The organism is Mycobacterium sp. ML4 (assembly GCF_054515735.1).
Window position 1 is genome coordinate 1 of the sequence record NZ_JBTNSY010000023.1, and the last position, 26,834, is coordinate 26,834.

Annotated in this window: 26 protein-coding genes, 1 tRNA gene and 1 pseudogene; 5 read left to right on the forward strand and 23 right to left on the reverse strand. The window is 65.0% G+C overall.

Annotated elements, in window-relative coordinates; genetic code table 11:
* Nucleotides 1-5: 5 nt before the first annotated feature.
* Nucleotides 6-194 (reverse strand): hypothetical protein, encoded by a 189-nt coding sequence (locus ACX9NE_RS22810; protein WP_459363595.1) that lies wholly within the window; start codon nt 192-194, stop codon nt 6-8.
* A 36-nt stretch (nt 195-230) separates the two neighbouring features.
* Between ACX9NE_RS22810 and ACX9NE_RS22815 the strand changes: the two are divergent.
* The 3 genes and pseudogenes from ACX9NE_RS22815 (at nt 231) to ACX9NE_RS22825 (ending at nt 2,838) form a co-directional block, all read left to right on the forward strand.
* A pseudogene (locus ACX9NE_RS22815) lies at nt 231-1,387 on the forward strand (replication initiator).
* A gap of 571 nt (nt 1,388-1,958) precedes the next feature.
* The gene (locus ACX9NE_RS22820; protein ID WP_459370818.1) at nt 1,959-2,336 is read left to right on the forward strand and encodes a hypothetical protein; all 378 of its coding nucleotides are present in this window, start codon (nt 1,959-1,961) and stop codon (nt 2,334-2,336) included.
* Nucleotides 2,311-2,838, forward strand: a complete 528-nt coding sequence (locus tag ACX9NE_RS22825; RefSeq protein ID WP_459370817.1) for a tyrosine-type recombinase/integrase — start codon at nt 2,311-2,313, stop codon at nt 2,836-2,838. The genes ACX9NE_RS22820 and ACX9NE_RS22825 overlap by 26 nt, the downstream gene beginning before the upstream one ends.
* A gap of 45 nt (nt 2,839-2,883) precedes the next feature.
* Here ACX9NE_RS22825 and ACX9NE_RS22830 read toward each other — a convergent pair.
* The 15 genes from ACX9NE_RS22830 to ACX9NE_RS22900 form a co-directional block, all read right to left on the reverse strand.
* Nucleotides 2,884-2,957 (reverse strand) — tRNA-Pro (locus ACX9NE_RS22830).
* Between the two features lie 62 nt (nt 2,958-3,019).
* Nucleotides 3,020-3,487, reverse strand: a complete 468-nt coding sequence (locus ACX9NE_RS22835) for a lipocalin-like domain-containing protein (protein ID WP_459363528.1) — start codon at nt 3,485-3,487, stop codon at nt 3,020-3,022.
* Between the two features lie 9 nt (nt 3,488-3,496).
* Nucleotides 3,497-4,270 carry an IclR family transcriptional regulator gene (locus ACX9NE_RS22840; protein WP_459363529.1) on the reverse strand — a complete coding sequence of 258 codons (774 nt, stop codon included), beginning with the start codon at nt 4,268-4,270 and terminating at the stop codon, nt 3,497-3,499.
* A complete protein-coding gene (locus tag ACX9NE_RS22845; protein ID WP_459363530.1) occupies nt 4,267-5,097 on the reverse strand; it encodes a beta-keto acid cleavage family enzyme in 831 nt (276 codons plus the stop codon). Before ACX9NE_RS22845 ends, ACX9NE_RS22840 begins: the two co-directional genes overlap by 4 nt.
* Nucleotides 5,094-5,444 carry a beta-D-galactosidase gene (locus tag ACX9NE_RS22850; RefSeq protein ID WP_459363531.1) on the reverse strand — a complete coding sequence of 117 codons (351 nt, stop codon included), beginning with the start codon at nt 5,442-5,444 and terminating at the stop codon, nt 5,094-5,096. The genes ACX9NE_RS22845 and ACX9NE_RS22850 overlap by 4 nt, the downstream gene beginning before the upstream one ends.
* Before the next feature lie 2 nt (nt 5,445-5,446).
* Nucleotides 5,447-6,277 (reverse strand): cyclase family protein, encoded by an 831-nt coding sequence (locus ACX9NE_RS22855; RefSeq protein ID WP_459363532.1) that lies wholly within the window; start codon nt 6,275-6,277, stop codon nt 5,447-5,449.
* Nucleotides 6,278-6,279: 2 nt separating this feature from the next.
* On the reverse strand, nt 6,280-7,185 hold the full coding sequence (locus ACX9NE_RS22860; protein WP_459363533.1) for a 3-hydroxyacyl-CoA dehydrogenase family protein: 906 nt from the start codon (nt 7,183-7,185) through the stop codon (nt 6,280-6,282).
* Entirely contained in the window at nt 7,179-7,979 is an 801-nt protein-coding gene (locus ACX9NE_RS22865) for an SDR family NAD(P)-dependent oxidoreductase (RefSeq protein ID WP_459363534.1), read from the reverse strand. The genes ACX9NE_RS22860 and ACX9NE_RS22865 overlap by 7 nt, the downstream gene beginning before the upstream one ends.
* Nucleotides 7,980-8,136: 157 nt before the next feature.
* On the reverse strand, nt 8,137-9,744 hold the full coding sequence (locus ACX9NE_RS22870; RefSeq protein ID WP_459363586.1) for a PE family protein: 1,608 nt from the start codon (nt 9,742-9,744) through the stop codon (nt 8,137-8,139).
* A gap of 64 nt (nt 9,745-9,808) precedes the next feature.
* Nucleotides 9,809-11,209: a ribosome biogenesis GTPase Der gene (gene der / locus ACX9NE_RS22875; protein ID WP_459363535.1), complete on the reverse strand. Its 1,401-nt coding sequence runs from the start codon at nt 11,207-11,209 to the stop codon at nt 9,809-9,811.
* Nucleotides 11,206-11,880 carry a (d)CMP kinase gene (cmk, locus tag ACX9NE_RS22880; protein WP_459363587.1) on the reverse strand — a complete coding sequence of 225 codons (675 nt, stop codon included), beginning with the start codon at nt 11,878-11,880 and terminating at the stop codon, nt 11,206-11,208. Before cmk ends, der begins: the two co-directional genes overlap by 4 nt.
* 127 nt (nt 11,881-12,007) lie before the next feature.
* Nucleotides 12,008-12,760, reverse strand: a complete 753-nt coding sequence (locus ACX9NE_RS22885; RefSeq protein WP_459363536.1) for a pseudouridine synthase — start codon at nt 12,758-12,760, stop codon at nt 12,008-12,010.
* Nucleotides 12,760-13,455 (reverse strand): SMC-Scp complex subunit ScpB, encoded by a 696-nt coding sequence (scpB, locus tag ACX9NE_RS22890; protein WP_459363537.1) that lies wholly within the window; start codon nt 13,453-13,455, stop codon nt 12,760-12,762. Before scpB ends, ACX9NE_RS22885 begins: the two co-directional genes overlap by 1 nt.
* The gene (locus ACX9NE_RS22895; protein WP_459363588.1) at nt 13,456-14,277 is read right to left on the reverse strand and encodes a segregation/condensation protein A; all 822 of its coding nucleotides are present in this window, start codon (nt 14,275-14,277) and stop codon (nt 13,456-13,458) included.
* Nucleotides 14,265-15,128, reverse strand: a complete 864-nt coding sequence (locus ACX9NE_RS22900) for a ParA family protein (RefSeq protein WP_459363538.1) — start codon at nt 15,126-15,128, stop codon at nt 14,265-14,267. The genes ACX9NE_RS22895 and ACX9NE_RS22900 overlap by 13 nt, the downstream gene beginning before the upstream one ends.
* Nucleotides 15,129-15,307: 179 nt before the next feature.
* On the opposite strand from ACX9NE_RS22900, the gene ACX9NE_RS22905 reads away from it, so the two are divergent.
* Complete coding sequence (locus tag ACX9NE_RS22905; RefSeq protein WP_459363539.1) at nt 15,308-16,840, forward strand: DHA2 family efflux MFS transporter permease subunit; 1,533 nt, start codon at nt 15,308-15,310, stop codon at nt 16,838-16,840.
* On the opposite strand, the gene ACX9NE_RS22910 is transcribed toward ACX9NE_RS22905, so the two are convergent.
* From ACX9NE_RS22910 to ACX9NE_RS22940, 7 genes are read right to left on the reverse strand one after another with little or no spacing between them, the layout of a single operon-like run.
* The gene (locus tag ACX9NE_RS22910; protein WP_459363540.1) at nt 16,837-18,054 is read right to left on the reverse strand and encodes a cytochrome P450; all 1,218 of its coding nucleotides are present in this window, start codon (nt 18,052-18,054) and stop codon (nt 16,837-16,839) included. The genes ACX9NE_RS22905 and ACX9NE_RS22910 overlap by 4 nt on opposite strands.
* 5 nt (nt 18,055-18,059) lie before the next feature.
* Nucleotides 18,060-19,445, reverse strand: coding sequence for an alkaline phosphatase family protein (locus ACX9NE_RS22915; protein ID WP_459363541.1), 1,386 nt, complete (start codon nt 19,443-19,445; stop codon nt 18,060-18,062).
* Nucleotides 19,442-20,569: a metabolite traffic protein EboE gene (eboE, locus tag ACX9NE_RS22920; protein WP_459363542.1), complete on the reverse strand. Its 1,128-nt coding sequence runs from the start codon at nt 20,567-20,569 to the stop codon at nt 19,442-19,444. Before eboE ends, ACX9NE_RS22915 begins: the two co-directional genes overlap by 4 nt.
* Nucleotides 20,566-21,417, reverse strand: a complete 852-nt coding sequence (locus tag ACX9NE_RS22925; protein ID WP_459363543.1) for a TatD family hydrolase — start codon at nt 21,415-21,417, stop codon at nt 20,566-20,568. Before ACX9NE_RS22925 ends, eboE begins: the two co-directional genes overlap by 4 nt.
* A gap of 3 nt (nt 21,418-21,420) precedes the next feature.
* Nucleotides 21,421-22,836 carry an EboA domain-containing protein gene (locus tag ACX9NE_RS22930; protein WP_459363544.1) on the reverse strand — a complete coding sequence of 472 codons (1,416 nt, stop codon included), beginning with the start codon at nt 22,834-22,836 and terminating at the stop codon, nt 21,421-21,423.
* A complete protein-coding gene (locus tag ACX9NE_RS22935; RefSeq protein WP_459363545.1) occupies nt 22,836-23,702 on the reverse strand; it encodes an SCO3242 family prenyltransferase in 867 nt (288 codons plus the stop codon). The genes ACX9NE_RS22930 and ACX9NE_RS22935 overlap by 1 nt, the downstream gene beginning before the upstream one ends.
* The gene (locus ACX9NE_RS22940) at nt 23,699-24,913 is read right to left on the reverse strand and encodes an inositol-3-phosphate synthase (protein WP_459363546.1); all 1,215 of its coding nucleotides are present in this window, start codon (nt 24,911-24,913) and stop codon (nt 23,699-23,701) included. Before ACX9NE_RS22940 ends, ACX9NE_RS22935 begins: the two co-directional genes overlap by 4 nt.
* Before the next feature lie 667 nt (nt 24,914-25,580).
* Between ACX9NE_RS22940 and ACX9NE_RS22945 the strand changes: the two genes are divergently transcribed.
* Nucleotides 25,581-26,804 carry a PPE family protein gene (locus tag ACX9NE_RS22945; protein WP_459363547.1) on the forward strand — a complete coding sequence of 408 codons (1,224 nt, stop codon included), beginning with the start codon at nt 25,581-25,583 and terminating at the stop codon, nt 26,802-26,804.
* Nucleotides 26,805-26,834: the final 30 nt, after the last annotated feature.

Here is a 26,834-nt window from a genome sequence, read left to right on the forward strand (position 1 = left end):
CTCTTTCATGGCCACGGACACACGTAGAAATTCAGGCCCTTGAAGTCGACCTTCATTTCTTCGTGGTAGCGGCGGTACGCCTTCGCCGCTGTATCGAGCAGTTGTCTGGACGCGTCCCCGGACTCAGCGGTCAGCTCACCACACGGTTGCGCAGTATCCACTTGATCGGCGGCGACGGACTCGGTCGGGATCATCGGGTACTCACCCGCTGCAACAACCGCCGCGCGATCGTGTGTCCATCATGCTCAGACCTATACGCCCGTGATACTTGGCAACTCATCCACGCCGGCCTTCGCGGCGGACATCACGAAATTCCCACCACCGTTGCCGAGCATCCCCAGGTCTTCGTGACACTGACCGCTCCCAGCTTTGGCGCGGTCCACACGACTCGTACGCCGGGCACTTGCCATCCGTCGCGCGACCAATGGGACCAATGCATGCACGGGAGTCCGCGTCGGTGCGAAGCTGCACACGACACGACGACCCCAGGCTCGGGCAGCCCTTGTGCCGCGACTGCTACAACTACGTCGGCCACGTCCTGTTCTCCTGGCATGCCCCAGAACTGTGGCGGCGCTTTACGATTCAGCTTCGGCGCTTGTTGAGCCGTCAGCTACGAGACCGAGCAGAGAACCCGAGGGGCACCCGCGTGTCCTTTATGAAAGTTGTTGAACTCCAACGGCGCGCGCTCCCCCACTTCCACGCGGTCATACGCTTGGATGCCGCGTCAGAGCTGGGCCAACCACCCACGCCGCCGGATACGAGCATCAGCGCGGGTGACTTCGCTGCACTGGTTCGCCAAGCAGCCGTCGCTATCGAAATGACGGCGAGCGGGGACAAGGTGCTCCGGTTCGGCGATCAGCTCGATATCAAAATCGTTCGATGCGGCGGGACGAGAGAAGGTCAATACGCAGGAATTTCGAGCCGGCAGATCGCGGCATATTTGGCGAAATACGTGACCAAATCGGTCGCAGACTTCGGCGCCCTCGCCCGCCGATTTAGCCCCGCCGCGATAGATCAACTCGACGTAACCGAACATGTCCGCGAAATCATGAGAACAATCGTCGTCCTGGCTGAGCAGGAACCATACGAAGACATGCTGTCCTGGGTGCACACCCTCGGTTATCGAGGCCACGTCATCAGCAAGTCCCGGCAATTCTCGACGACGATGACTGCGCTGCGCGAACGCCGTGCGGCTTGGCGCAAGGACCAAGCCCGGAACGACGCACCGACAGCGATTACGCAAGACGAGCCGAACGCGTCAATGCAGTGGGAATTCGAGCGCTTGGGCCACAGCAGCCTGGGTGACCGTGTCCTCGTCATATCCGGATTCGCCCGCGCTCAAGAACAGCGCTTCGCGGCGCGAGATGCATTGCGAGAGGGGCCGTAACGGAATGAACCCGCCAGATGGATACTGGTACAGTTCGAAGGAACTCGCCGAACTTCTGCACGTCGATGCATCGACCATCCGCCGATGGCGCACACCGAATCCGCCGCAAGGGCCGGCGTTCGTACGAGTATCGAATCGGGTGAAGTGTACAGCTCCAACGACGTCGAGGCCTGGTTGGCCAGTCGTCGCGTGGATCCCGGTGAGGCAGCGTAAATGGCCGACGGACTCGATCTGCCGCTGGGCATTTCACTGTCCGCAGATATCGAGCCGCGAAAAGGCGCCGTCGAAGCTCACCGAGCCAGGGTGCGGTGGTTCGATCCTGTCACCAAGAAGCGGTTTTCGAAGTCCGAAACGTTCGCGACGCACGCTGATGCGGAGGACTGGATAAGGCGGACTCGACAACTGGCAGGTCGCGGCATAGATCCGAACACTGCGACCACAACCTTGTCCGCCTATGGCGAAGCCAACATGAAGTTGGCCCTGCGGGGGTTGGAGGGCAAGACAACCGATCCGTATCTAGCCGGCTGGCGCAAGCGAGTTGGACCGACCCCTCGGGCACCTGCCTATCACGATGATCACCAACGGTGCCGTCGACCGAGCTGTGCACGCCTGGATTTCGGATGGCTGCAGCCGATCAACCGTCAAGAACAGCCTTGCGGTACTTGTCCGCGTGATGGAGCAGGCAGTACGCGACGGGCTGATCGACCGCAACCCCGCACGCATCAGCGGGTGGCAGCGCGAGTACAAGCTCGCCGAAGATGAGCTCGACAACCCGCGGTCGCTCGCACTTCCTAACTGGGCTGCGCTGATGGCTCTCGCAGACGCTCTCGTCGCGGAGTCGGCGGACCGATACCAAGGTTGGGGCGATGCCTGTCATCTTCGAGGCATGTACCGCCGCGCGCATCGGCGAAGTGTCGGGCTGCTTGGTCCGCGACATCAATACCGATGACTGGATATGGACCGTGCGTCGTCAAACAACGCCATCGCCTGGCGAGCTGGAAGAGGGACAAACCACGGCAACTGGCGGCGGCTTGGTGGACAAGAACACCAAGGGACGGCGGGCGCGCCAGGTTCCGTTGATCGACGCCATCCGCGAGTTGGTTCAGCGACGGATCGACCTAGCACGTGGCGACCCGAACGCCCGCCTTTTCACCGGCCCGAGGGGCGGCCGGATCAGCACCGCCACGCTCCGGGATGCAACCTCGTGGGACGAGGTCGTCGCGAAACTCGGCTACGAGCAGCTCAAGCGCCACAGCTTGCGGCATACCGGACTGACGTGGATGGCCGACGCGGGCGTGCCCGTGCATGTTCTCCGCAAGATCGCCGGCCACGCTGATCTGAGCACCACGCAGCGTTACCTACACCCCGATCGCCAGTCGGTTGCGAGTGCCGGTGACCTGCTGTCGAAGCACTTGTGGTCCCAAAATGGTCCCAAGCGACGGGTCGTCTGATCCACCACTCAGGACATCACAGCAGCTCAAAGCCTGCTTCTCTCGTCGGGCTGACAGGATTTGAACCTGCGACCACTTGACCCCCAGTCAAGTGCGCTACCAAACTGCGCCACAGCCCGGTGCTGCCGGTCGGTGAACCAACAGCAGGTCGACAGCCTACCGCAGCCGCCGCGCGACCCCGTCAAGCCACCTGCGCGTCGCCCGCGGCGGCCCGCTCCCACAGCAGCGAGGAATACACCGTCCGCCCGTCGGGCAGGGTCAGCTCCGAAGACAAGGTCAGCCGGTCCCCGTCGAGGTCGCTGTGCCGCAGGTGCAACTGGCCCAGATAGTTCGGCACCAGGGACAGCGTGGCCTGGTGGCGGATATCGCCCGTCTGCTCATCGACGAAGTAGCGCCCGCTGTAGGCCAGATATCCCAGCGCCGCTGCCGCCGCCTGCTCGGTGGTACCTCCGCTGGCCACCGGACGGTCATAGTTCGGGCGGCCCGAGGATTGGATCTGCGCCGACATGTACCCGTCCGGCGTGTATATGATCAACCCCTGGGCATCTTCGCCATGCGGATACCTGGGCGGACCGTCAGGACTATCCCGCTCGACATACGAGACCAACCGCCAGGCCCCAATAAGCTTGGCTTGTAACGATTCTGACATTTGACCTCCTCAATATGCGGTGCGGGAACGGGTGTCGACCTTCGACACCCAGCCGCGCAGCACCTGCGCGAGTTCCGCTTCACGCCCGTAGAACCGCTGCGCGGGAACCGGCACACTGACCGCCACCAGCACGTCGCTCACCCCATGCAGCACCGCCCCCACAGCGCAGATCCCTTCGGTCTGCTCTTCGCGGTCGTAGGCAACGCCTTCCGTCCGGATCCGCTCCAACTGCGCGCGCAGAGCCGCCTGGTCGGTAATGGTGTTCGGGGTCAGCTGCACCAGCCGCTTGGGCATGGCCTGAGCCAGTTGATCGGCGGGCAACGCCGCCAGCAGGGCTTTACCGTTAGCGGTGCAGTACAGCGGGAACGTCTCCCCCACCGCACTCACGGCCTGCAGTCGGTGCGGCGCAACCACCTGATCGATGAAATCCGCGCGATCCCCGTCCAGGATCGACAGATCAACCGTCTCATTGAGGTTGCGGGACAAGTCGGTCAGGAACGGGTGAATGTCGGTGACGACGCCGAGGCGCACGGTGCTGGCCATCCGCGCGATCTCCGGGCCCAGGCGGTATGGGCCCCTGGCCCCGCGCCGCGACGCCACCAACCCCTCGTCCTCCAGCGCGTTCAAAATCCGGCTCACCGTCGAGCGGGCCATCCCCAACTGCGCCCCGATCTCGGCCTGCGTCAGCCCGCCCGGATGGGATTGCAGCGCCCGCAGGATCTCGGCGGCCCGGGCGATCACCTGGATCCCGCCACTGCGGGCCTCGGGGATATCGGCGGTCACCGGCGGACTCCGGTCCTAGCGGGCAGGTGAAGCACGGCCTCGGCTTCTTCGACGGACGCGATCGGCAGATCCATGGCCTGGGCCAGACGCGTGGTCCGAGAGACCAGGGCCAGATTGCTGGGCGCCAGCTCACCTTTGCGCAGATACAGGGTGTCCTCCAGGCCTACCCGCGCGTTACCGCCCAGGGCCAGGCCCATCGCGGTCAGTTCCAGGTTGGCCCGGCCGATCGCGATGACCTGCCAGATCGCCCCCGGGGGCAGCCGGCGCACCATGGTCAGCAGGTTATCGGCGCTCGCGGCCATTCCGCCGCGCACCCCTAGCACGATGCTGAACTGCAGGGGTTCGCTTAGCAATCCCTCTTCAAGTAACCGCAGGCATGCTTCCAGGTGCCCGGTGTCATAGATTTCCAGTTCGGGTTTGACGTGCAGTTCGGCCATTCTCGCGGCCAGCCGCCGCACGGCGTCCGGCGGATTGCGAAACTCCTCGGCGCCGAAGCTCATTGAGCACGGGTTGAGCGTAGCCATCCGCGGCCGCAGCTCAACCAACTTCTCGCGCTCCTCGAACGACACGCTGAGCCCGACCCCGGTCGAGATCTGAATGAGGATCGGGCAGCGCTCGCCGATCAAATCCATCGTGCGTCGCGCGATAGCGAGATCAGCTGTCGGCCTTTCTTTCTCATCGCGCAGATGGATGTGCGCGACCGACGCACCGGCATGGTAGGCCTGCTCGACGGCGGTCGCGATCTCCTCCGGGGTGGTGGGCAGGGCCGGGTTGTCGGCTTTGGTCGCGATGGGGCCGGTCGGTGCGACCGTGACGATGACGCTCATGACTCGCCCTGATCCGGATGTGCAACGGTGACGAGCATCATCGCCTCGTGATCCGACCGGTTCACGATCGAGCGCGTCTCCCCCTTGGCGAGGTGCATGCTGTCCAGCCGGCCCAGCACGGTTTCACCTTCGTCGGTGTGAATCACCAATTTGCCATCGAGTACGACGTACACGGTCTCCTCTGGCACACGGGCCTTTTCGGCCACCCCGCCCGGCCGATAGACCGATACGCCGACCCAAAACCGCTCACTGGGACCCGCTTCCAGACCTTGCAACCGCGCCGTACACACCCGGTGGTGCGCCGGGACCACGTACGGTGGGGCTTCCGACACGCGAGTGACGTTCATTCTCAGGCCGCCTTACCCGTCTCGATACGGTAGCCGCCGGTGGGATCGACGATCGCGACCAGCCGCACGATGCAACCGTCGCCGCCCACCCAGCGCCACGGGAACGCGGCGAAGGTCACCCGTCTGCCCGTGACCTTGTCCAGGTCGCCACCGACGTTCTCGAAGCCGTAAATACCTTTGGACAGGATCGCCCGATGACAAGGCTCCCACTCCGGGAAGTCGTCGAGAACCTTGCGCCCGGTCTCCGCTTCGTATTCCTTTACCGCCCAGGGCAACAGCCCGCCTTGGGCTTCAGCGGGACCGTGTGGGGCGATCGCGGTGGCCAGCGGATGGTCCAGCGCCTGGGTGTCGGTGCCGACGGCCTTGACCCCTTTGGCCGCGAACCATTCACCGGCCTCCTTGTAGAAACCCGGTGAGTAGGCGTAGTACTCGGCGCTGTCGGCGTATTTGTGATGCCACCTGGTGTTGACGATGACGATGTCGCCGGGCCGAATCGCCGGTGTGACGTTCTCCAGGTCCTCGGCGGTCACGACCCCCCACTTGCCCTTGGGAATCGAGACCACGACACCGGTGCCGAAGAAGGCGCTCAGCGGGATCTCCTCGAGGAACGGCGTGCCCTCCACCACATGCGCGGGGGCATCGATGTGGGTGCCGGAATGCATGACGGTGGTGATCTTCTGGGTCAGCACCCGGCTTTTCGCCATCCCGTGCAGCCGTTCGATCTTGACGTCCTCGAAGTACGGCCACGCCGGTACGCCGTGTCCCCACGGATGCGACAGGTCGTAGAACTCCAGCGCTGACTCGGCTTTACCGAGAGGCCAGGTGAAATCCATGGCTATGACTTCCTTTCTGTGTTGAGTTGCCGACTGATGTGCCCGGCCAATCGGGCTGCCGTCTCCTCCCGGGCGCCTTCGGGCCAGTCCAGAAACCCCCGGCCTGTGCGCGCTCCGAGGTGGCCCGCGTCGACGAGTCCGCGAAGCAGTGGACTGGGATGCGGGTCGCTGTTGATGTTCGGGATCACTGCGTCGTGGATGGCCAACGTCAGGTCCAGGCCGATGTAGTCGGCGTTCTCCAGGGGGCCCAGTGCGGCCAGTCGCAGCCCTATCGTGTTGCGTACCACCAGGTCCACGGTTTGGGCGTCGCAAATTTCCTCGGCGACCAGTGCCATCGCCTCGCGCCACAGCGCATGCTGTAAGCGGTTGCCGATGAATCCCGCGACATCGCGGCCGACCCGGACCGGCAGTTTCCCGGCGTCGGTCAGCAGTGCCATCACCCGGTCCACGGTGTCGGCATGCGTCCGCTCGCTGGGTATCACCTCGACCACCGGGATCAGGTCGGGCGGGTTCCAGAAGTGGGTCCCGATGACCCGGCCGCCGTCATCGACTCGCTCGGTGACCGCGCCGATCGGGAGCACGGAGGTGTTGGTGGCCAGGACGGCATTCGGCGCCAGATCGGCCAGGCGCTCGAAAAGCTCCTGTTTGACTGCCAGGTTCTCGATGATGGCCTCGACTACCAGATCGGTATCCCCTACTCCCGCAGCAAGATCTGCGGCCGCCGAGACCGATCCGCGTCCTGCTCCGGCCACCTCGCCGGCCTCTGCGACCGCAGCATCCAGAACCGCGGCGTTCGTGTCGGTGATGACAACGTCGAGACCCGCCGATGCCAGCACGCCCGCAATCCGGCGGCCCATGAGGCCCGCGCCGACCACGGCCGCACGACGGAATCCCGGCGAGGTCAGCATGCGGTGTACCCCCCATCGAGGTACATCACCTGTCCGGTGTAGAAGCTGGATGCGTCACTGAGCAGATAGATCAGAGCGCCGATGAAGTCGTCGGGTTCGGCGAAGCGGCCCAACGGAATTCGGGCGAACATGGCTTCGCGGGTTTTACGGCCGTTCTCGTCGTCGGCGTACATCCACTCGGTCAGCTCCGACCGGAAAACTGTGGGCGCCAGGGCGTTTACCCGGATCTGATTGGCACCCCACTCGGCGGCGAGCGACTTGGCAAGAAGGTCGGTTCCCGCTTTGGAGGGACAGTAGGCACTGTAACCGGCGGCGTGCCCTAGTGCTCCGCGGACCGAGGAGACCAGCACGATGCTGCCGCCCACGCCCTGCTCGAGCATGACTCGTCCGGCCGCCTGACTGACCAGCCACGCTCCGCGCACGTTGGCCGCCATGACCTTGTCGAAGTCCTCGACGGCCATCTCGGTGATGGGCTGGACGTGGTTCATGCCTGAGGCGACCAGAACCCCGTCCAGGCGGCCGTGGCCGGCGATGGCGGCGGCTACCATGTCGTGCGCGTCGGCCGGGGTTTCAGGTCGGAGCGGAACCACAACCACATCCTCGATGCCGGCGCCGTCCACCAGTTCGGCCAGTACGGCCGCATTGCCACCGGCCAGGGTCAACCGTGCACCCGCGTCGGAGAGAGCACCTGCCGCGAAGCGGCCGAGTGACCCCGTGGCACCGGTGATCAGTATCGACTTGTCACGCACGCTGAACCGCGTACGGCTTTTCGTTGGTACCTGCTCCATGGTCATCGGATTTTCCTCACTAATCCCACGATACGGTTCTCGTCTTCCGCACTACAAGAAATATTAGGAACGGCGATCGGCGCATGTCAACGAGGTATTCCTGTGATGTAGCTTTCTTTGACCGCATCGCGGGAATTAACTGCGCCGGTTGCCGGCCGGTGACTCAGAGGCTGTTCAGGTCAGCGATGATCGTCTGCGCCGCGGACAACAGCACCAAGGCTTCGAAGCCGCCGGCGATGGAGAACAAGGCGACGTCGGCAGCGATCGGGTTACCGATGGCGTTGATCAGCCCCACCGGGTCACCCGACAGCGCTTGCATGATTCCGCCGGCGAACAGCTCGAGGTTGTACGCCGGGAGCGAGGAAAGCGCGGCGGTCGCGAAGTCTGCGGTCGGAAGCAGCACCGAGTATCCGGTCGACACGGCACTCGCGATGGTGTTGATTGAGGTGGTGGGATCCGCCACCAGGCGCCCGATCCAGTCCGGTGACGGCAGGGGAACCGACAACGCCGCGTCCACCAGTCCGGACAGCGACGCATCGGAGGCCATGATGGCGATGTCGTTGCCGAAAGCGGTCAGCCCCTGTTGAGTTCCGACGGCCAGGCGGCCGGCCAGGTCGACGGGATCGACCGGCGGCAGCAGCCCGAAAGATGTCGGCACATTGGGCGGTCCGGTCGACCAGCCCTGGTCCGGGCTCCCGTAGCCCAGGTTCACCAGTATCCGCAGATTCGGATCGACCAGGTCCGCCAGCGGCGTGCCGATCAACGGCAGGGCGCGCAGGCCCTGAGTGAGCGGCAGGTTGGGATTCGGAATCATGTAGTAGTTCGTGGTGGTGGGACCGACGGTGTTCGTCAACGGAATGGCCGAATCAATCTGTGCCGGAGTGAGATCCGCATAGGTGCCGTGCACGTAGTAGATGCCGGCCAGGGCATTGAGGTCGGCCAGGATATTGATCGGATACTGGGGGAAGTCGGCGAAGCCGTCGTATTCGATGGTGTAGATGTTCGTCGGGAAGCTGTTGGCCGGCGTTGCCCCATAGAACGTGAAACCTAAGCTGCCCATCACCAGACCGGGGAAGCGTGCGAGCAGGCCCCCGTTGGGATTCATGGGATTTCCCAGCAACGTGAATGTCAGTGGGAGCGCACTCGGGGTGTCACTGGGATTCAGCGCGCGCATCTCCAGCGAGGAGATGATGGAACTCTGAGAGAAGCCCAGAACGGCGACGTTGTTTCCGGCGGCAAGTTGCTGCTTGATTGCCGCATCCAGGATCTGCACCCCTTCGGCCACCGAGACATCTGGGACCAGGTCTTTGATGCCGGTGAGCGGATAGAACGCCTCCGGGGTGAACAGAGCCTGGGCGTTGGCCACCGTGAATCCCGGGAAATTGGGCGTGATGTATTTCGTGACAACGTCATTCACATAGCTCAGCGGCGGTATCGGATTGCCGCTACCGCCCATGACCAGGGTGACGTCGGTTGCCGCCGCGGCGGCATTGCCGACTTCAGCCTGCGTGTATGCGGTTGCCGCCGCATGCATGGCCTGAATGAACTCGCCCTGGAAGGCCGCCACTTGCGTGATGGCCGCCTGACCTTCCTCCGCGAACGCGTTGAACAGCGTCGCGGTCGCCGCAGACACCTCGTCGAGTGCCGCGGCGACTATGCCGTTGGTCCGCCCGGCCGCGGCGACGGCGGCCGCCTGCACTGCTGAGCCGATCCCGGTCAGATCCGCGGCAGCTGCCGCCAGAATCTGCGGTTGAGTGGTCAAGTAGCTGATTGGCCGATCCTCACACACGTCGGTAGTACGCAGCGTAGATCGAACCCGTTAGCCTGTCTGACGTTTAGGGGCGTTTGCCTCCCCGCTTCTCGCGCATCCGCACGTTGATCCGGATCGGGCTACCCTCGAAGCCGAAGGTCTCGCGCAGCCGTCGCTCCAGGAAGCGCCGGTAGCCGGCTTCCAAGAATCCGGTGGTGAACAACACAAACGTGGGCGGCCGTGCGGTGGCCTGAGTCGCGAACAGGATGCGTGGCTGCTTGCCCCCGCGCACCGGCGGCGGCGTGGCGGCCACCACTTCTTTAATCCAGGTATTCAGCGGCCCGGTGGCGATCCTGGTGTCCCACGATGCCAACGCGGTCTCCATCGCGGGCACCAGCTTTTGTACCGCCCGGCCCGTTTTCGCGGAGATGTTCACCCGCTGCGCCCAGCGCACCTGTACCAGCTCACGGTCGATCTCGCGATCCAGCAGTTCGCGCCGGTCCTCGTCGACAAGATCCCATTTGTTGCAGGCCAGCACCAGCGCGCGTCCGGCCTCGATGACCATCGAGAGCACCCGCAGGTCCTGTTCGGTGAGTGGCTGAGAGGCGTCGATCAGCACGATGACTACCTCGGCGGCGTCGATGGCTCCGCGGGTACGCACCGAAGCGTAGAACTCGTGTCCGCTGGCCTGCCCGACCTTGCGGCGCAGTCCGGCGGTATCGACGAACCGCCACACCTTGCCGCCCAGTTCGATCAGCGAGTCGACCGGATCCACCGTCGTTCCCGCGACATCGTGGACCACCGAGCGCTGGTCACCGGCCAGCTTGTTCAGCAGCGAGCTCTTGCCCACGTTGGGCTTTCCGACCAGAGCGACGCGCCGGGGGCCACCACCGTTGGTCGTCACCTCCGAAACCTCGGGCACCGCGGCCAGCACCGCGTCGAGCAGCTCGGCGACACCGCGACCATGCATGGCACTGATCGCAAAGGGCTCTCCGAGGCCCAGCGACCACAGCTCGGCGGCGTCGGATTCGGCTCTCTCACTGTCAACCTTGTTGGCGGCCAGGAAAACCGGTTTGCCGGAGCGCAGCAGGATGCGGGCGGCGGCCTCGTCCGCTGCGGTGGCGCCCACGGTGGCATCGACCACCAGAATCACCGCGTCGGCGGTGCGCATGGCCACCGACGCCTGCTCGGCCACCAGCTGCTGTAATCCTTTGGCGTCGGGTTCCCATCCCCCGGTGTCCTGCACGACGAACCGGCGCCCGGTCCACAGCGCGTCATAGGACACCCGGTCCCGGGTGACGCCCGGGACGTCCTGCACCACGGCCTCGCGCCGGCCGATGATCCGGTTGACCAAGGTCGACTTGCCGACATTGGGCCGGCCCACGATCGCCACCACCGGCGCCGGTCCGGCTTCGGTCAGCTCGTCCAGCTCGGAATCGGCTAGTTCCCAGTCACTTTCGTCGGACCAGATACCGTCTTGTGTCATCGCACCGCTCCACTTCGCTGGGTGACCAGGTGCCGCAGGTGAGCGATGACTTCAGCTTCGCTCATCTCGCTGGTATCCACGACGATGGCATCCGGCGCGGCGCGCAGCGGCGACACCGCGCGGGTGGAATCGAGGTGATCGCGGCGGCGTACATCGGCCAGGACGGCCTCGTAGTTGTCGGCCAGGCCCGCCCGGATGTTCTGCGCGTTGCGGCGCTCGGCGCGTGTTTCCGGTGAGGCGGTGAGAAAGATCTTCACTGGCGCATCGGGGAACACGACCGTGCCGATGTCACGGCCTTCGACGACGATTGTGTCTGGGCCGGAGGCCATTTCGCGCTGAATCTCGACCAGACGGGTACGCACGGAGGGCACGGCCGAAACCGCGGACACCGCCCGGGTGACGTCGTCCCCGCGGATTTCGGCTGAGACATCTTCCCCGTCCAAACAGAAGCTACTCGTGTCCGGGTCGTAAGCGAGCGAAAGCTGCACAGCCGATGCGGTTTCACCGACAGCCCGGGCGTCGGTCGGGTCGACGCCGGCGCGTAGCACCGCCAGCGTCACCATCCGGTACATTGCCCCGGTGTCGAGAAAACGGGCACCCAGCCCACGTGCCAGTCCCCTTGACACCGACGATTTTCCGGTTCCCGCCGGACCGTCGATCGCGACAACCAACCCATTCGGTGCCTGATGGCTCGCTACCGTCCCGTCACCCGCCGACACGGGATGGTTCGTCTCTTCTGCGTCACTCACTGCGTTTGGTCCGTTCACTCGACTCACGGGCTCGCTCCGCTCGCTTCGCTCACAGCCCCACCGCCTTGTACAGTTGCCCGATCTCGTCGTGCCGCAGGGCGCGCACCGACCCCGGGCGTTGCTTTCCCAGTGTCACCGCACCGATATCGGTGCGCACTAGAGCTTCGACCGGAAACCCCACGGCCGCCAGGAGCCGACGCACGATCCGGTTGCGGCCCTCATGCAGGGTCACCCGCACCAGCGACTTACCGGGGATCGAGTCCACCACCGCGAAATCGTCGACTCGCACCGGGCCGTCCTCCAATTCGACGCCGGCCCGGAGTTGCTTTCCCAATCCGCGCGGCACCGTGCCGGTTACCGTCGCAAGATAGGTTTTAGGCACCTCATGGGATGGATGCATCAACCGGTGGGCCAATTCTCCGTCATTGGTCAGCAGGATCAGGCCCTCGGTGTCGGCGTCCAACCGTCCGACATGGAACAAGTTCTTGTTGCCGCGAACTTTTCGCTCAATCAGGTCGCCGATGCACGGGCGGCCGCGGTCGTCGGACATCGTCGAGTGCATGCCGCGCGGCTTGTTCAGCGCCAGGTAGACCAGCGAGTCGTCGAGGACCACCCGCGCTCCGTCGACGCGGATCACCGACGCGTCGGGGTCCACCCGGGTGCCCAGCTCGGTCACCACCTGACCGTCCACCTCGACGCGGCCCTCGATGATCATCCGCTCGGCCGCCCTTCGCGATGCAATTCCCGCCTGTGACAACACTTTCTGCAGGCGGATGCCCCGCTGGTCTTCCGAATCGACCATCAGTCGTGGTCCACATCGAACGTCAGCGGCCGGTCGGAGACCCGGCCACCGTTGAGCTTGATGAAACGCGGCTCGCTGTCCAGGGTTTCGCTGATGTCGTCGATCGTGTCCACGTCGGGCAGAAGCGGCGCGATGTCGGGCAATTCGGACAACGACGTCAGTCCGAGCCGCTCTAGGAATAGCTCGGTGGTGGCGAAAGTCACTGCGCCGCTGTCTTCGTCGTGACCGACCTCGGTGATGAGGCCGCGCGCCAACAGGGTCCGCATGACGGCGTCCACATTGACTCCGCGCACCGCGCTCACCCGCGCGCGGGTGACCGGCTGACGGTAGGCGACCACGGCGAGCGTTTCCAGGGCTGCCCGGGTGAGCTTGGTCCGCGCGCCGTCGAGCAACAGCTTCTCGACGTACGGGGCGAAACGCGCACGGGTGTAGAGCCGCCAGCCCTCGCCGGTGTGCCGCAGGTCGATGCCGCTGTCGCGTTCGGCGAGTTCGTCGGCCATCAATCGCAGTTTGGCGGCGACCCGGTAGACCGGCTGCTCGGTCGCCGCAGCCAGCGCCTCCGCGGTCACCGGGGTGTCGACCACCAGCAGCAGCGATTCGAGCACCCGGCCGAGTTCATCGGGTTCCATCTCGGCGGGTTCAGCGATATCCGGGATGCCGGCATCCAGCTCGCCATCGGGCGGCAGTGGGGTCATCTACTGGTCTCGCACTTCTAGCAACGATTCGCTCGTTGGCCGTTCCCCGGTCCACGAAACCTGGAGCACGCCAAGGGGCTCGGACTGGTCGAATGCTACCGTCCGCGACCGATACAGTTCGAGCAGCGCAAGGAAGCGACCGACGATCTCGACCGGCACCGTGCAGTCGGCGACCAATTCAGAAAACGATGCCCACCGGCCGCTACCCCGGGATTCCAGCATCGCCAGTATTTGCCGAGCCTGCTCGGGAACCGACACCGTTTGCACATGAAGGTGCCCGATGCCCACGACGGGAACCGGGCGCGGAGTGAAGGCGATGGCCGCGATCTCGGCGAACCGCTGAGCGTCGACGCCGATCATCACCTCGGGCAACAGTCCCTCGAAGCGCTCCTCCAACGAAACCGAGCGCGGGTAGCTGCGCAGGGCGGTGGCCTCCAGCTCGGCGAACATCTCGGCGACATGCTTGAACGCGCGGTACTGCAGCAGCCGGGCGAACAGAAGGTCGCGCACTTCCAGCAGAGCCAGGTCTTCCTCGTCGTCGACCTGGCCGGTGGGCAGCAGCCGGGCGGCTTTGAGGTCCAGCAGGGTGGCCGCGACGACCAGGAAAGCTGTCGTCTCCTCCAGGTCCAGCTGTGCGCCGATGGCCTTGGTGTAGGCGATGAAGTCGTCAGTGACCCGATGTAACGCCACCTCCGTGACGTCGACCCGATGCGCGAAGATGAGTTGCAGCAACAGGTCGAACGGCCCCTCGAAGTTGGTCAGCCGAACCTGGAAGCCGTTCTCGGATGCCGCCTGACCCTCAGACCCGCTCACACGCCGAATCGGTCGATGAACTCGCGGGCCAGCGAGCGATAGGCCAGTGCGCCCGCGGACCTGGGCGCCCAGGTAGTGATTGGTTCGCCCGCGACGCTGGTCTCCGGGAAACGGACAGTGCGGGTGATCACGGTATCGAACACTAGGTCACCGAAGCGTTCGACGACACGCGCCATCACCTCACGCGAGTTCACGGTGCGCGGGTCATAGCGGGTGATCAGGATGCCGCTGATGTCCAATTTGGGGTTGAGCCGGTCGCGTACCTTATCGACGGTATCGGTGAGCAGGGCCAGCCCGCGCAGCGAAAAGAACTCGCATTCAGTGGGTATCACGACGCCCTCCGCGCAGGCCAGGCCGTTGACGGTGAGCAGACCCAGCGAGGGCTGGCAGTCGATCAGCACATAGTCGTAGCGGTCCAGCACCGGATAAAGCGCCCGGGCCAGCGTCTGCTCCCGTCCTACCTCATTGACCAGCTGGATCTCCGCCGCCGACAGGTCGATGTTGCTGGGCACCAGGTCGAGGTTCTTGACCCGGGTGTGCAGCAGAACATCGTCGATCGAAACCCGCGATTCCACCAGCACGTTGTGGATCGTCTTTTCCAGCTCGTAGTGCGGGACACCCAGACCGGCGGACAGCGCGCCCTGGGGATCCATATCCACCAGCAGCACCCGCCTGCCGTACTCGGCCAGCGCCGCGCCCAGGTTGATCGTGGATGTTGTTTTGCCGACGCCGCCCTTCTGGTTGCACATCGCGACGACCTTGGCCGGTCCATGCGAAGACAGCGGCTTCGGATCGGGGATTTCCCGCGGCGGCCGGCCGGTCAGGCCGATCTCCGGACCGTTGCCGGGGTGGTCGGTCATGCCCGGTCGCGGTCGGTGGTGACGGGCGTCAGCGTGGACATTGCAGGAAAGTCTAACGGGTAGTCCCGCCTGCGCCGGGAGACCCGCAGGCAACCACGCAAGCTGTGTCAAAGCAGCCGCCGGCGTGCGACCCGTGTGTCAAGCTCTTGGCAGCGATCCGCGTCTGAGGAGCTGAGGGCATGGACGACACCACCGGCCGGGTCGACGCCCGCATCCTCAAAGTCGCCGGCGTGTGCGTCCTGGGTTCGATGATGACCATCGTCGATACGACGGTGGTCACCGTCGCGCAGCGCACTTTCGGTGCCGCGTTCGACACGACCCAGGCAGTGGTGGCGTGGACGATGACGGCCTACACGCTCGCATTGGCCGCGGTGATTCCGTTAGCGGGTTGGGCGGCCGACCGGTTCGGCACCAAACGTCTCTTCATCGGCTCGGTGCTCGCCTTCACGCTGGGCTCGCTGCTGTGCGCGATGGCGCCGAGCATCCACCTGCTCATCACCTTCCGCGTGGTGCAGGGCCTCGGCGGTGGCATGCTGATGCCGTTGGTGCTCACCATCTTGACGCGGGAGGCCGGTCCCCAACGAATGGGGCGGGTGCTGGCGGTAATGGGCATCCCGATGTTGCTCGGCCCGATCTTCGGACCGGTGCTGGGCGGCTGGCTCATCGACAGCTTCAGCTGGCCATGGATCTTCTGGATCAATTTGCCAATCGGGCTGGCCGCGGCTGTCCTTGCCGCCACGATATTCGCGCCGGATCGTCCCGCGGCGTCGGAAACCTTCGACGTCATCGGGATGCTGCTGCTCTCACCCGGTCTGGCGATCTTCTTGTACGCGGTCTCGGGCATCCCCGCCCGCGGCACGGTCTGCGACCGTCACGTGTGGATACCGGCGGCGCTCGGCCTGATCCTCGTCGCCGCCTTCATCTTTCATGCCCTTTACCGCGCGGCTCATCCGCTGATCGATCTGAAACTGTTCACCAACCGCGTTGTCACGCTGGCCAATGTGGCGATGTTCTTTTTCGCCGCTTCGTTCTTCGGCGCCGGACTGCTCTTCCCGAGTTACTTCCAGGAGCTGCTGCACCAGAGGCCCATGGAAGCCGGGCTGAGCATGGTCCCGCGCGGGATCGGTGCGATGGTGACCATGCCGCTCGCCGGTACGCTGATGGACAAACGGGGGCCGGGGCGGATCCTGCTCGTCGGCGCCACGCTGATCGTGGCAGGCATGGGCATCTTCGCCTACGGGGTCGCCATAGGAGCTGCCTACCTGCCGACGCTGGTCACCGGCTTGACGATCATGGGCCTGGGTATGGGCGCCACGATGACGCCCCTCTCAGCGGCGGCGGTGCAGACGCTGGCCCCACAGCAGATCGCCCGAGGCTCAACGCTGATCAGCGTCAATCAGCAAGTTGCCGCCTCGATCGGAACCGCGCTGATGTCGGTGATCCTCACCGACCAGTTCAACCGCAGCGAGACCATCTCCGCCGCGCACAAGATCGCCGCCCTGCAAGCGGAGTCCACTCGACGTGGAACGCCGGTCGACCCGTCGACGCTACCCAGGCAGGCACTCGACCCCGAATTCCCGGGCAACCTGCTGCATGACCTGTCGCACGCCTACAGCGTGGTGTTCGTGGCGGCGGTCGCACTGGTGGCGTTGACTTTCGTCCCGCTGGCCTATCTGCCGAAACGGCCGGTGCGCCGCGTTGCTCCGAATTAGTTTGTCGCCGTGTCGAATTCGATAGGCAGCGAAATCGGCCCGGTCAGCGGAGTGAACGGCTTCCACGGCGCCGGACCGGCGCGGCGCGCGTTGGGCATCCGCTGTGTCATCACCGTCAGCGCCTGAGCCAGCTCGGCCCTGGCCAGATGCGCACCCAGACAGGTGTGCGTGCCGAAGCCGAACGCCAACCTCGCCGCCGGGTCGTCACGGGTGATATCGAGACGCTCCGGATCGTCGTATACGTCACGGTCTCGGTTGGCTGAGGCGATGTTGACCATTATCTGGGTGCCCGCGGGTATGACGACGCCAGCGAGCTCAACGTCCTCAACCGGCTGCCGGATGACGAAGAAGGCCGCCGGGGAGTGCCGCACTATCTCAGCGACCGCGCGGGGCGCCAGCTCCGGATGTTTTGCGAACAACGCCCACTGCTGCGGGTGATCGCACAGGACCTGCACGGCGGCGGCCAGCTGATTGCGGGTGGTGTCGGTGCCGGCCATCAGCATTGCCGACACAAGCTTGCAGAGTTCGTCGCGGGAGAGCCGGTCGCCCTCGTCCTCGGCGCGAAGTAATTCCGAGATCAGGTCGTCGGTGAGGTTCGACCGCCGCTGCGCGACCATCTCGTCGATATAGGCGTCGAGCCCGTCGTACGCCTTCATGATCAGAGCCTCGTTGCCCGCCACCGACCAGCTGAACATCTTGAAGATGTCGTCGGCCCAGGCCGAGAACAGCCGGCTGTCCTCGGCGGGCGCGCCGAGCAGCGCACAGATCACCGGTATGGGATAGGGTCGCGCGATATCGGTGACGACGTCGCAACTGCCCTTCGCCGTCAGCGGGTCCACCAGCGAGTTGATCACGTGGGTGATTGTGGTCTCCAGCCGTTCCGTCGAGCGCGGCGTGAAGGCTTTGGCGACCAACCGGCGCAACCGGTTGTGTTCGGGCCCATCCAAACTCATCAGATTGTCGCGGAATCTCTCCCACAACCGGCCCGAGGTAATCCCCTGCGCGGCAAGAAAGAGACCCTTGGGCACACAGAATCGGTTGTCCAGCAACACCGTGCGCACCAGCTCGTAACTCAGGATTTCCGGACCGAGCAGACCCTTGGCGATCGGGGCCCGCTCGCGGGCCTCCCGGATGAGCCGGTGCGCCTCCTCGGGACCTTGGGCGTCTTTGTAGGACAGCGGGGGCAGGTCGGCTTCGAACACGCTTAACGGCACGGCGCTCACCCTTGTGCGGCGTGGGCGGACAGGACGAGCTCACGGACGGCGGTCACCGGTAGCGGTGGCACAGCATCGGGCAGTAGATCGGGCGATGAGGTGATCACCACCGGGGCGTCTTCGTCGGAGTCCGGCAACCGCCCGTGGGTGCCGCCGATTGACGCACCGTTGAGCGCTATGACATCCATGGTGTAACGCAGACCCAGCGCCTTTTTCGCCAGCGCCGCAGCGGCTTTGGCCTTGACGGTCCGGTCGGCCGGGTTCATCAGCAGTTCGGCGGGGTCGTAGCCCGGCTTGCGGTGGATGTCGACGCACGGCGCGAATTCGGGGGCACGGTCGTCGGTCAGCCAGTAGTAGTAAGTAAACCAGGCACCGGGCTCGGCGACCGCCACCAACTCTCCTGCTCTGGGATGGTCGATGGACAAGCGCTGCTGCTGCGTTCGATCCAGCACCTGATCGACACCGTCCACCGCGGCGATCAGTTGAGTCACCCGGACGATATCCGCTTCGTCGCGCACGTAGACGTGCGCGGCCTGATGGTCCGCAACGGCGAACGCCCGCGAGGTCCACGGGTCCAGATACTCGCGACCCTGCTGGGTGTACACGCGCAAATAGCCTTCACGTCGAAGCACACGGTTGATGTCCACCGGTTTGTCCGCCGGCGCGATCCCGTACTCGGAAACGACGATGACGGTCATGCCGTGCTCAACCGCGTGGCTGAACAACGGCTTCAGCGCGGCGTCGACGTCAGCGGCGGCGCGGATCGCCTGCGGCGAATGTGGTCCGTAGCGCTGAAAGTCGTAGTCCAGGTGCGGGATATAGGCGGTGAGCAACGTGGGCGAATAGCGCTCGGCTATCTCCAACGAGGCGTCCACCAGCCACCGCGATGAGGTGATGTCGGCCGTCGGACCCCAGTACTGGAACAACGGAAACGTACCCAGTTTCTCGGTGAGGATGTCGTGAAGGTCCGGCGGCACGGCGTAGCAGTCCGGCGACTTGCGTCCGTCCTGGTGATAGACCGGGCGCGGAGTGACGATGACGTCGTTGCTGGCGTTCATGGCATACCACCAGCCGACGTTGGCCGAGCTATATCCCCGGTAACGGGCCGCCGCCGTCTCCCACACCTTCTCTCCGAGCACCAGTTTGTTACTCTGCCGCCACAACAACACTTCCCCGAGATCACGGAAATACCATCCGTTACCTACGATTCCGTGCTGACTGGGCAGTAACCCGGTGACCATCGACGACTGCACCGAACAGGTGACCGCGGGGAATACCGGTGCGAGCTGTCGCATCGCACCGCGGGCAGCGAGCGCGGTCAGGTTCGGCATGTGCCGAAGCAGTGGCCGGGTCAGTCCGACGACGTCGACAAGCAGAACTCGCCGCGTCATGCCGGAGCCCGCACGGCCAGTACGTCTGCGAGCCAACGTATCTCGGCCGCCAGATCATCGGCGAGGCAGTCCATCCTCAGAGCGGAAGGCAGGACTTCCCATGTGTAAGTTTCGATTTCGACGTCAACCGGCTGGGCCATCTTCCCATTGCGCAGCATGCTCATCACCTCGGTCAGCACGTGCGAGGTATTACTCAGCGGAGCGGGCGGACTGATGTGCAATGGGACGTGGTAATGCACACGGGCGCTACCGGAATCGGGGGTGGACGGGTCGCCGAAGCGCAGATCCTCCCGGAACCACCGATGTCCGTCGCCGTCAGTACCGTTGACCTGATGCAGATAGGGGGAATTGGCGAATTCGGCGAACACGTCGGCTACCCCCGCGGCGGCCATATCGTGGATCTCAATAGCATTGGAGGCCTGGATCTTCACCACCTCGATGCCGATCGCGGCCAGCCCTTCGACCACCTCGACGGGATTCTCGTGCATCACCGCGAGGTGGCAGGTATCCAGGCACAGCCCGACGTAGCAACGGTCCAGACCGTCGGCCGCCCGGCCGAACCAGCCGATCGCATCAGCACAGGATCCGATGACGCAACCGGGTTCGGGTTCGATGGCCAACCTGATTCGGCGCCCGGTCTGCTCTTCGATACGTCGCAGTTCCCCGGTCATCGCAGCCAGCGTGTGCCTCGCCCGGGCGTCGGCGTCGGCGTCCCAGGGATCGGCCCAGCCCAGCGGCAACGTGGAAATACTTCCGCGGTCGGAATCGACCAGCAATTCACTGAGCACCTCGGCACAGCTGCGGGTGTAGTCCAGCCGCTGCGTTGTGGTCCAATCCGGTTGATAGACAGCATGCTTGATCGAATCGCCGTGAAAATCCCCGTAGGGGAAGGCGTTCATGGTCGTCACACACAACCCGTGGTCAGCCAGGATTGACCTCAGCCGCCGGCGTGCCCGGGGGTCGTCGGACAACCGTGCCATCGTACGGGCGGGTAGCCACAGCCCGACGCCGAGCTGATCGAGACCGGCGCGTTCGCGGGCCGGTGCGAAGACTGACAACAGACGCCGCTCCAGCGACTCCAGACTGTCGGCGGCAACGACGTTGCTGCAGTACGACAACGTCACGGTTTTTCCCCGCGGTTGATGGTGTTGCCCGCGAACACCGGTTCCTGGTCGTCACTGAGCAGACGGAGCTGACCGCTCTGGGCGAAGAACTCGACCGGGTTGCGCCACAACACCCGATCCACGTCGTCGTCGGTGAAACCGGCATCCAGCATTGCCTGCGCCGTTTTGGCCGTCTTGAGCGGGTCCGAACGGCCCCAATCAGCGGCGGAATTGACGATGATGCGTTCCATTCCGAAGCGCTGCATCAACGCGACCATGCGTTGCTCGTCCATTTTGGTATCGGGATAGATCGAGAATCCCATCCAGCAGCCGCTGTCGCGTGCAGGCTCGATGGTGACCTCGTTGAGGTGATCGAGCAACACCATTGCCGGGTCGATCCCGACCCTTCGCACCACCTCGATGCTGGCGAGCGTGCCGCCGAGCTTGTCCCGGTGCGGCGTGTGCACGAGCGCGGGCAGACTGCGCGCGGCGGCCATCTCCAATTGTTTCTCGAACACCGCGGTTTCCTCCGGTGTCATCGAGTCGTACCCGATCTCACCTACGGCAACGACACCGCTCTTGGACAGATAGCGTGGAATCTGCTCGAGCACGCCGCGGCAGCGGTTGTCGTTGGCTTCTTTGGGATTGAGCGCGATTGTGCAGTTGTGGGCGATACCGAACTGCGAAGCACGGTAGCGCTCCCAACCGATGAGGCTGTCGAAATAGTCGATGAAAGAAGCGGCGCTGGTGCGGGGCTGCCCCAGCCAGAAGGCCGGTTCCACGATGGCGCGCACGCCCGACGCATACATCGCCTCGTAGTCGTCGGTGGTCCGCGACGACATGTGTATGTGCGGATCGAAGATCCTCACCCGTCAAACCTCCGTCCTGGTCGCGGCCAGCTGCTGCAGCATCTCGACGTCGGATGACACCGACCGCCCGGCAGCACGCCGCTCGGCAATGTAATCCGTTGCCATTCTTCCCAATTCGGCATCAGTACGGTTCCGCAGGCCATGCGCCTCCCGCAGCGGCACCCCCATGAAGACCAGCTTCATCACGCCGTGACGCCAGGTGTGCTGGTCCAAGAACCGTGCCCCGAACCCGCCGAGAGCCGCACCGACGAGTCGAGGGTCGTTGCACCGCAACGCATCGGCGGCCAGATCGACACCTGCTGCCACCGCGTCAGGCCCCAGCCGGTCATCCAGCGCTGCCGTCGCCAGCCAGCGGAGCACGGCCAGTCGTTCGTCGCTGTCTCCCCAACGGTAGAGCTTGTCGATGAGTGGGGCGGCCGCGGCGTCACCGTTTGCCAGTGGCAACGCATTGAGCAACTGCTCGCGGGCCAGCAGGACCGCCTCGCTGCCGGCGCGTGCGACACCGCGCTCAGCGGCCGGAAAAAGTTCGAGAATTTTGTTCGGGTCGCTTCTGATGTCCGCAGCCGCCGCAGCGATCCACGATCTGGCGGCCGCCGCGAGCCGGGCAGCGTTGATGGCAAACATGCTGCGGCGCATCACGTTCGGTGCGTCGTTGGAGTGCCTCGGCAACTCCACCGATGCCACGCCGCCGAATCCGATGCCGTCCAGGGCGTCCATCACGGCGCCCAGGTCCAGATTTCCGTGCCCGAATTCGAGGTGTTCGTGTTTGAGCGGTGTCATGTCGTCGACGTGAACGTTGACCAGCTTGTCACCCAGCTCGAAGATCGCCGGTCCGGCTCCGTCCGGTTCTGTCATCACGCAGTGGCCGACGTCCACCGTGATCCCGAGTGGCGCAGGATCGCCGAGCGCTCGAGACAATTCGCGTGCCTGCTGCACCGTCTCCACGAACATGCCAGGCTCCGGCTCGAAACCCAACGTGACGCCGTTGCGGTCGGCGTAGTCGACGAGTTGCGCGAGTCGGCCGGTCAGCAGATCGCGAACAGTGTCGGGGTCGGTATGACTGACCGCGTAACCCGACCAGAGCGACACGCAGGTTGCGCCGATATCTGCCGCGATATCGATTGCCCGGCGCATGAATTCCATTCGCGGTTCCGCTGCGAGGTCGACAAGGGACGGCTTGTGCTTGGCGCGTGGATCGAGGAGGTAGCGAGCTCCAGTCTCGACGGCCACGCGCAGCCCGTAGGTGTCCAGCAGCCCACGGATGGCACCGAGTTGGGCACCCAGATCGGAGTCGAACGGCCGGACGTGCGGATACCCGATCGTCAATGCGACCGCCGTGTACCCCTCGTCGGCGATCAACGCGAGCGCGTCGCCGAGAGGGTGGTCAGCCAGGCTGTTCGTGTTGTATCCGACGTGCATCACGTCACCTCGACGGGTCTGGGCGCAGTAACCTTGCGCCGCATGTAAATTGCCAGCCCACAAAGCGCGAGCACCGCACCGGGCCGTGGCGCCCGTGCGGCCAGCATCGCCTGTACCCCGATCATCGCCGCGATACCGCTCCGCACCGCACCCCGGATCACCTCCGCAGCCGGTTGCTGCCACGCCCTCCACAGCCCCGGCCCGAACGACCACGCATACACGGCGACGCCCGGAGCCGCCCAATACCCGCGTGTCGGACCCCTGGTGCTGGTGACTGTTGCAGTGATTGTCACGACGGCTGCCATGCCTGCGACACTTGCCGGCAGGGTGCGATCGGAACCCGAGACTTCACTGCGGGACAGCACCGTGATGGCGGTGGTATGCATCCCCAGCACCGAGGCCGGCAACAGCGCGGCCCGACAGTCCGGTGCGGCGCCGAGCATGACGTCCAGGAACCGGCAGCCCGACATGACCAGCGGCCCAGCGGCAGTGTCCTTGGCGACGAGGTCATAGGCGGCGACACACAACGCGATTCGGCTCGCCGCGGCCAGGCCGTGACGGCCGCCGACGGCGCTGGCGGTGCCGAGACCCGCCCCCACGAGCGCGCCGGCCAGCGACAACGCAACTGCGGGTGCCACCTCGCCGGAAGGGATCGGACGCTCGGGGCGTTCGATCGCGTCGCGCCGGCGGTCAGCCCAGTCATTGAGCACCATGCCGCCCCAATACAGCAGCGCAGACGCCAGCGGCAGCGCCAGACGCCGGCCTTCCAGGGGGCGTCCTGCCCAGATGGCGCCCACCGCGGCATCACCAAGAACCGTGAGCGCAGCGGGCGCCCTCATCAGATCGAGGAACGCCTTTACCGTCACGGGTCGGCCGACAACGACCGGGCCCACTGAATCAGCGAATCGTGTTGCGCTGCCAGTGAATGCGTTGGACAACCCCACGGTTCTTTGAAGAAGAAACCCAATTCTCCGACGACGCCGTGCGCACCGCGCAGCCGTGCCCTCGCCAAAAGCCTTGCGACGTCCAGAACCAACGGCGCGGCCAATGCGGAATCCGGCGCAGACCACGTCGTTTGAAGGGTGATCTGACCGCCGAGGAATCCCGTGGCGTGAATGTGGTCCCAGGCGACCTTGGTTTCTCCCAGGTCCGGAACGAAGTCAATGTGCAGCGGGGCGCTGACCCCGCCACCGAGCAGCTGCTGGATGCCGCGTTGTTTGCTGGCCAGCTTCGATTGTGCCGCAACGGGATCGGCGAGCGTGGCGCCGTCGCCACCACCCAGCAGGTTGGTGCCGGCCCACGAATGGACGGTCAGCGCGCGGCTGGCGAACATCGGCGCCAGCACACTGCGAAGCAACGTCTGACCAGTCTTGGCGTCCTGTCCTGCATAGAGAATGCCGGCTTCATCCGCGAGTCGCCGCAAAGCGGGGATGCCGAGGGTGGGCGACGGGGTGAAGCACGAATAGGCGGCATCGTTGTTGATCGCGGCAAGCGCGGTCAGAGCGCTGGCCGGCAGCACCGTCCGGTGCTTCTCGCCCAATGCGGCAACCAGCAGCTCAGGGTCGTGGTACTCCGGTAGATCCGCGACCGGAGGTTGGGTGGAGGCAACGTCGACGACGACCAGCACGTCGAGGGAATTGCGTGATACGAACGAGGCCATCGCGTCGCTGAGCCGGTCCACCAGCTCGGCCTGGGTGACGGCGCCCGCGGTCGATGGATCCGATGTGGCCATGCAGGAAGGACCCACGATCTCTGCGTCGGTGGCCGCCAGCCGATCGGAGACCGCCTCGACCACCGTCGGCGGCAGGAGTCCCGCCTCCACCAAGGTCTCCGCCCGCTTGGCCAGCGGGGTGGTGGACACGTCGCGGCCCGCCACCACGAAATCGGAATAATCGGGCAGCTTCACGTCGGCGAAACCTGCGGTCGCGGTGACGCAGCCGGTCTCCTTGATGAGACCGGCCGACAACGCATAGAGGCCAACGATCGACGTGGTCGCCACCGAACCGCGGGCTCCGGTGAGCCACAGGCCGCAGCGCGGATTCGCGGCGGAACCTGCGGTGGTGCGGTCGTGCATCATTGCCCCGATTGCAAATGAATGAGTTCGGCGTGTCGCACTTGCTGCTAAGCATCGAATGCTAGCCCCAAGGCGGACTTTGGGTCTAGTGGGAGGTTGCTGTGAGCTAGTGGTGAGCAAGCTTGTCAGCGTCACTCAACCCGTCGTCGTGACGCACCGGCGCACCTCCGTCTTCGTCCGGCGAATTCCGTTGTCGCCCAATGCCCGCTCGGGTGGTACCGCGCACCGGCCGGATACTCGCCGCGGTCCGGGACCCGTAGCCGCGTCAGGGAATTTCTTATTTGCGGAAAATAGAATTCAATTCGGAATCGACGGATATTTCGGCCCTGCCCGTGCTGCGGCTTTCTACCTGCAAAGAATAAATCTACGCATGATTTTTTGTCGTTTCATCCCTTCTAGCTGCTCTTTTCCCGGAAGGGACGGAAGGCCCCAACCGGCGCGCCATCGCGGGTAGAAGAAACTAATGCACCAAGCAACTGTTGCTATTCAAAAGTTTGCACGGCGCGACAAAGCTGTCACGACTCACCAGCCAATCCACGAAGCAGGCGATGTCAATGACATGCTCACTCCCCGTCCACCACGACCATGTCGTTCGCGGCATGATCGTCTTCCGATCGTCCTGTCCTAAGCGCATGCCGGGCGCGGAGATGGGCCGGTAACCATGCCGGGCGTGCGGACTTCGTCTGATTTCCGGAGTGCGCCTGTCACCACCACCGGCAAACTGTGCCCATTGCCGGACTTCGCCGCCTTGCCACCCGAAGTCAATTCGGGGCGCATGTACAGCGGACCCGGATCGATGTCTCTGATGGCCGCCGCGGCGGCCTGGGACCGTCTGGCGGAGGACCTGCAATCGGCGGCGACTGCCATCGGTTCAGCCGTCGCGGACCTGACAGACCTTTGGTGGCGGGGCCCGGCAGCGGATTCCATGGCGGCCTCGGCACGCCCGTACGTCAGCTGGTTGAGTGCGACCGCGACGCTCGCCGAACAGACCGCCATGCAGAGCAGGGCCGTCGCCGAAGCCTATGAATTGGCTTTTGCGTTGACGGTGCCGCCGAGCGTGGTCGCAGCCAACCGGACTCTGTTGATGACGCTCATTGCGACGAACTGGCTCGGGCAGAACACGCCGGCGATCGCCACCGCGGAGTTCGACTACGCCGAAATGTGGCTGCAAGACGCCGTTGCCATGACCGGATACGCCGGTTCCGCGACGGCCGCCTCGACCTTGAAACCCTTCACCTCATCACCGGACACCATCAATTCTCTTGGCCTTGCGGATCAGGCGCTCGCGACAGCCAATGCCACCGCGATCACCGCCGGCAACTCCGCGACAGCCGTCTCCGCGACGGCCGAATACCTGGTCGTTGCCGCCGCGGTGATGTCGCTGCTGCAACGACCGGCCGCTCTCGCGGGATTTCCCTGGAACACCCTTCTGAAGTATTGGACCGCGTTTCTCGACGCCATGGCCACCACCGAAGCGTTCGTCTACGACGCCGGCGGATTCACCCTGATGGACCTGCAGGTATTCGGCATCATGCTGCGGGCCGGCAGCGCGACGTCCGTGGTTGCGGCCGACGATTTAGCCGGTCCGGCCGCTGCCGCCGCGTGGTCGAGCTTGTCGCAGATAGGCGGCGGACCGGCCGCCGCTGCAGTCGGCCTGGCCGACTGGATCGGGCCGTTGTCGGTGCCACCAAGCTGGGCAGCTACCGCGTCACCGGGCGCCCAGACCGGGGGGTTATCGACTCCCGCCGTCCGCACCGCCGCCACCCGAGCAGCTGAGATGTCGGGCGCGCTGCAAGGTCTGTCACCGCGCAGGACGGCAGAGGCCGGCGGCAATTTCGGACGCCGCTACGGCTCGCGAATCCGTGTGGTCTGCCGGCCACTCAGCGGGGGGTAGCGCTGCCCCTCCCACGTCATTGAAAAAGCC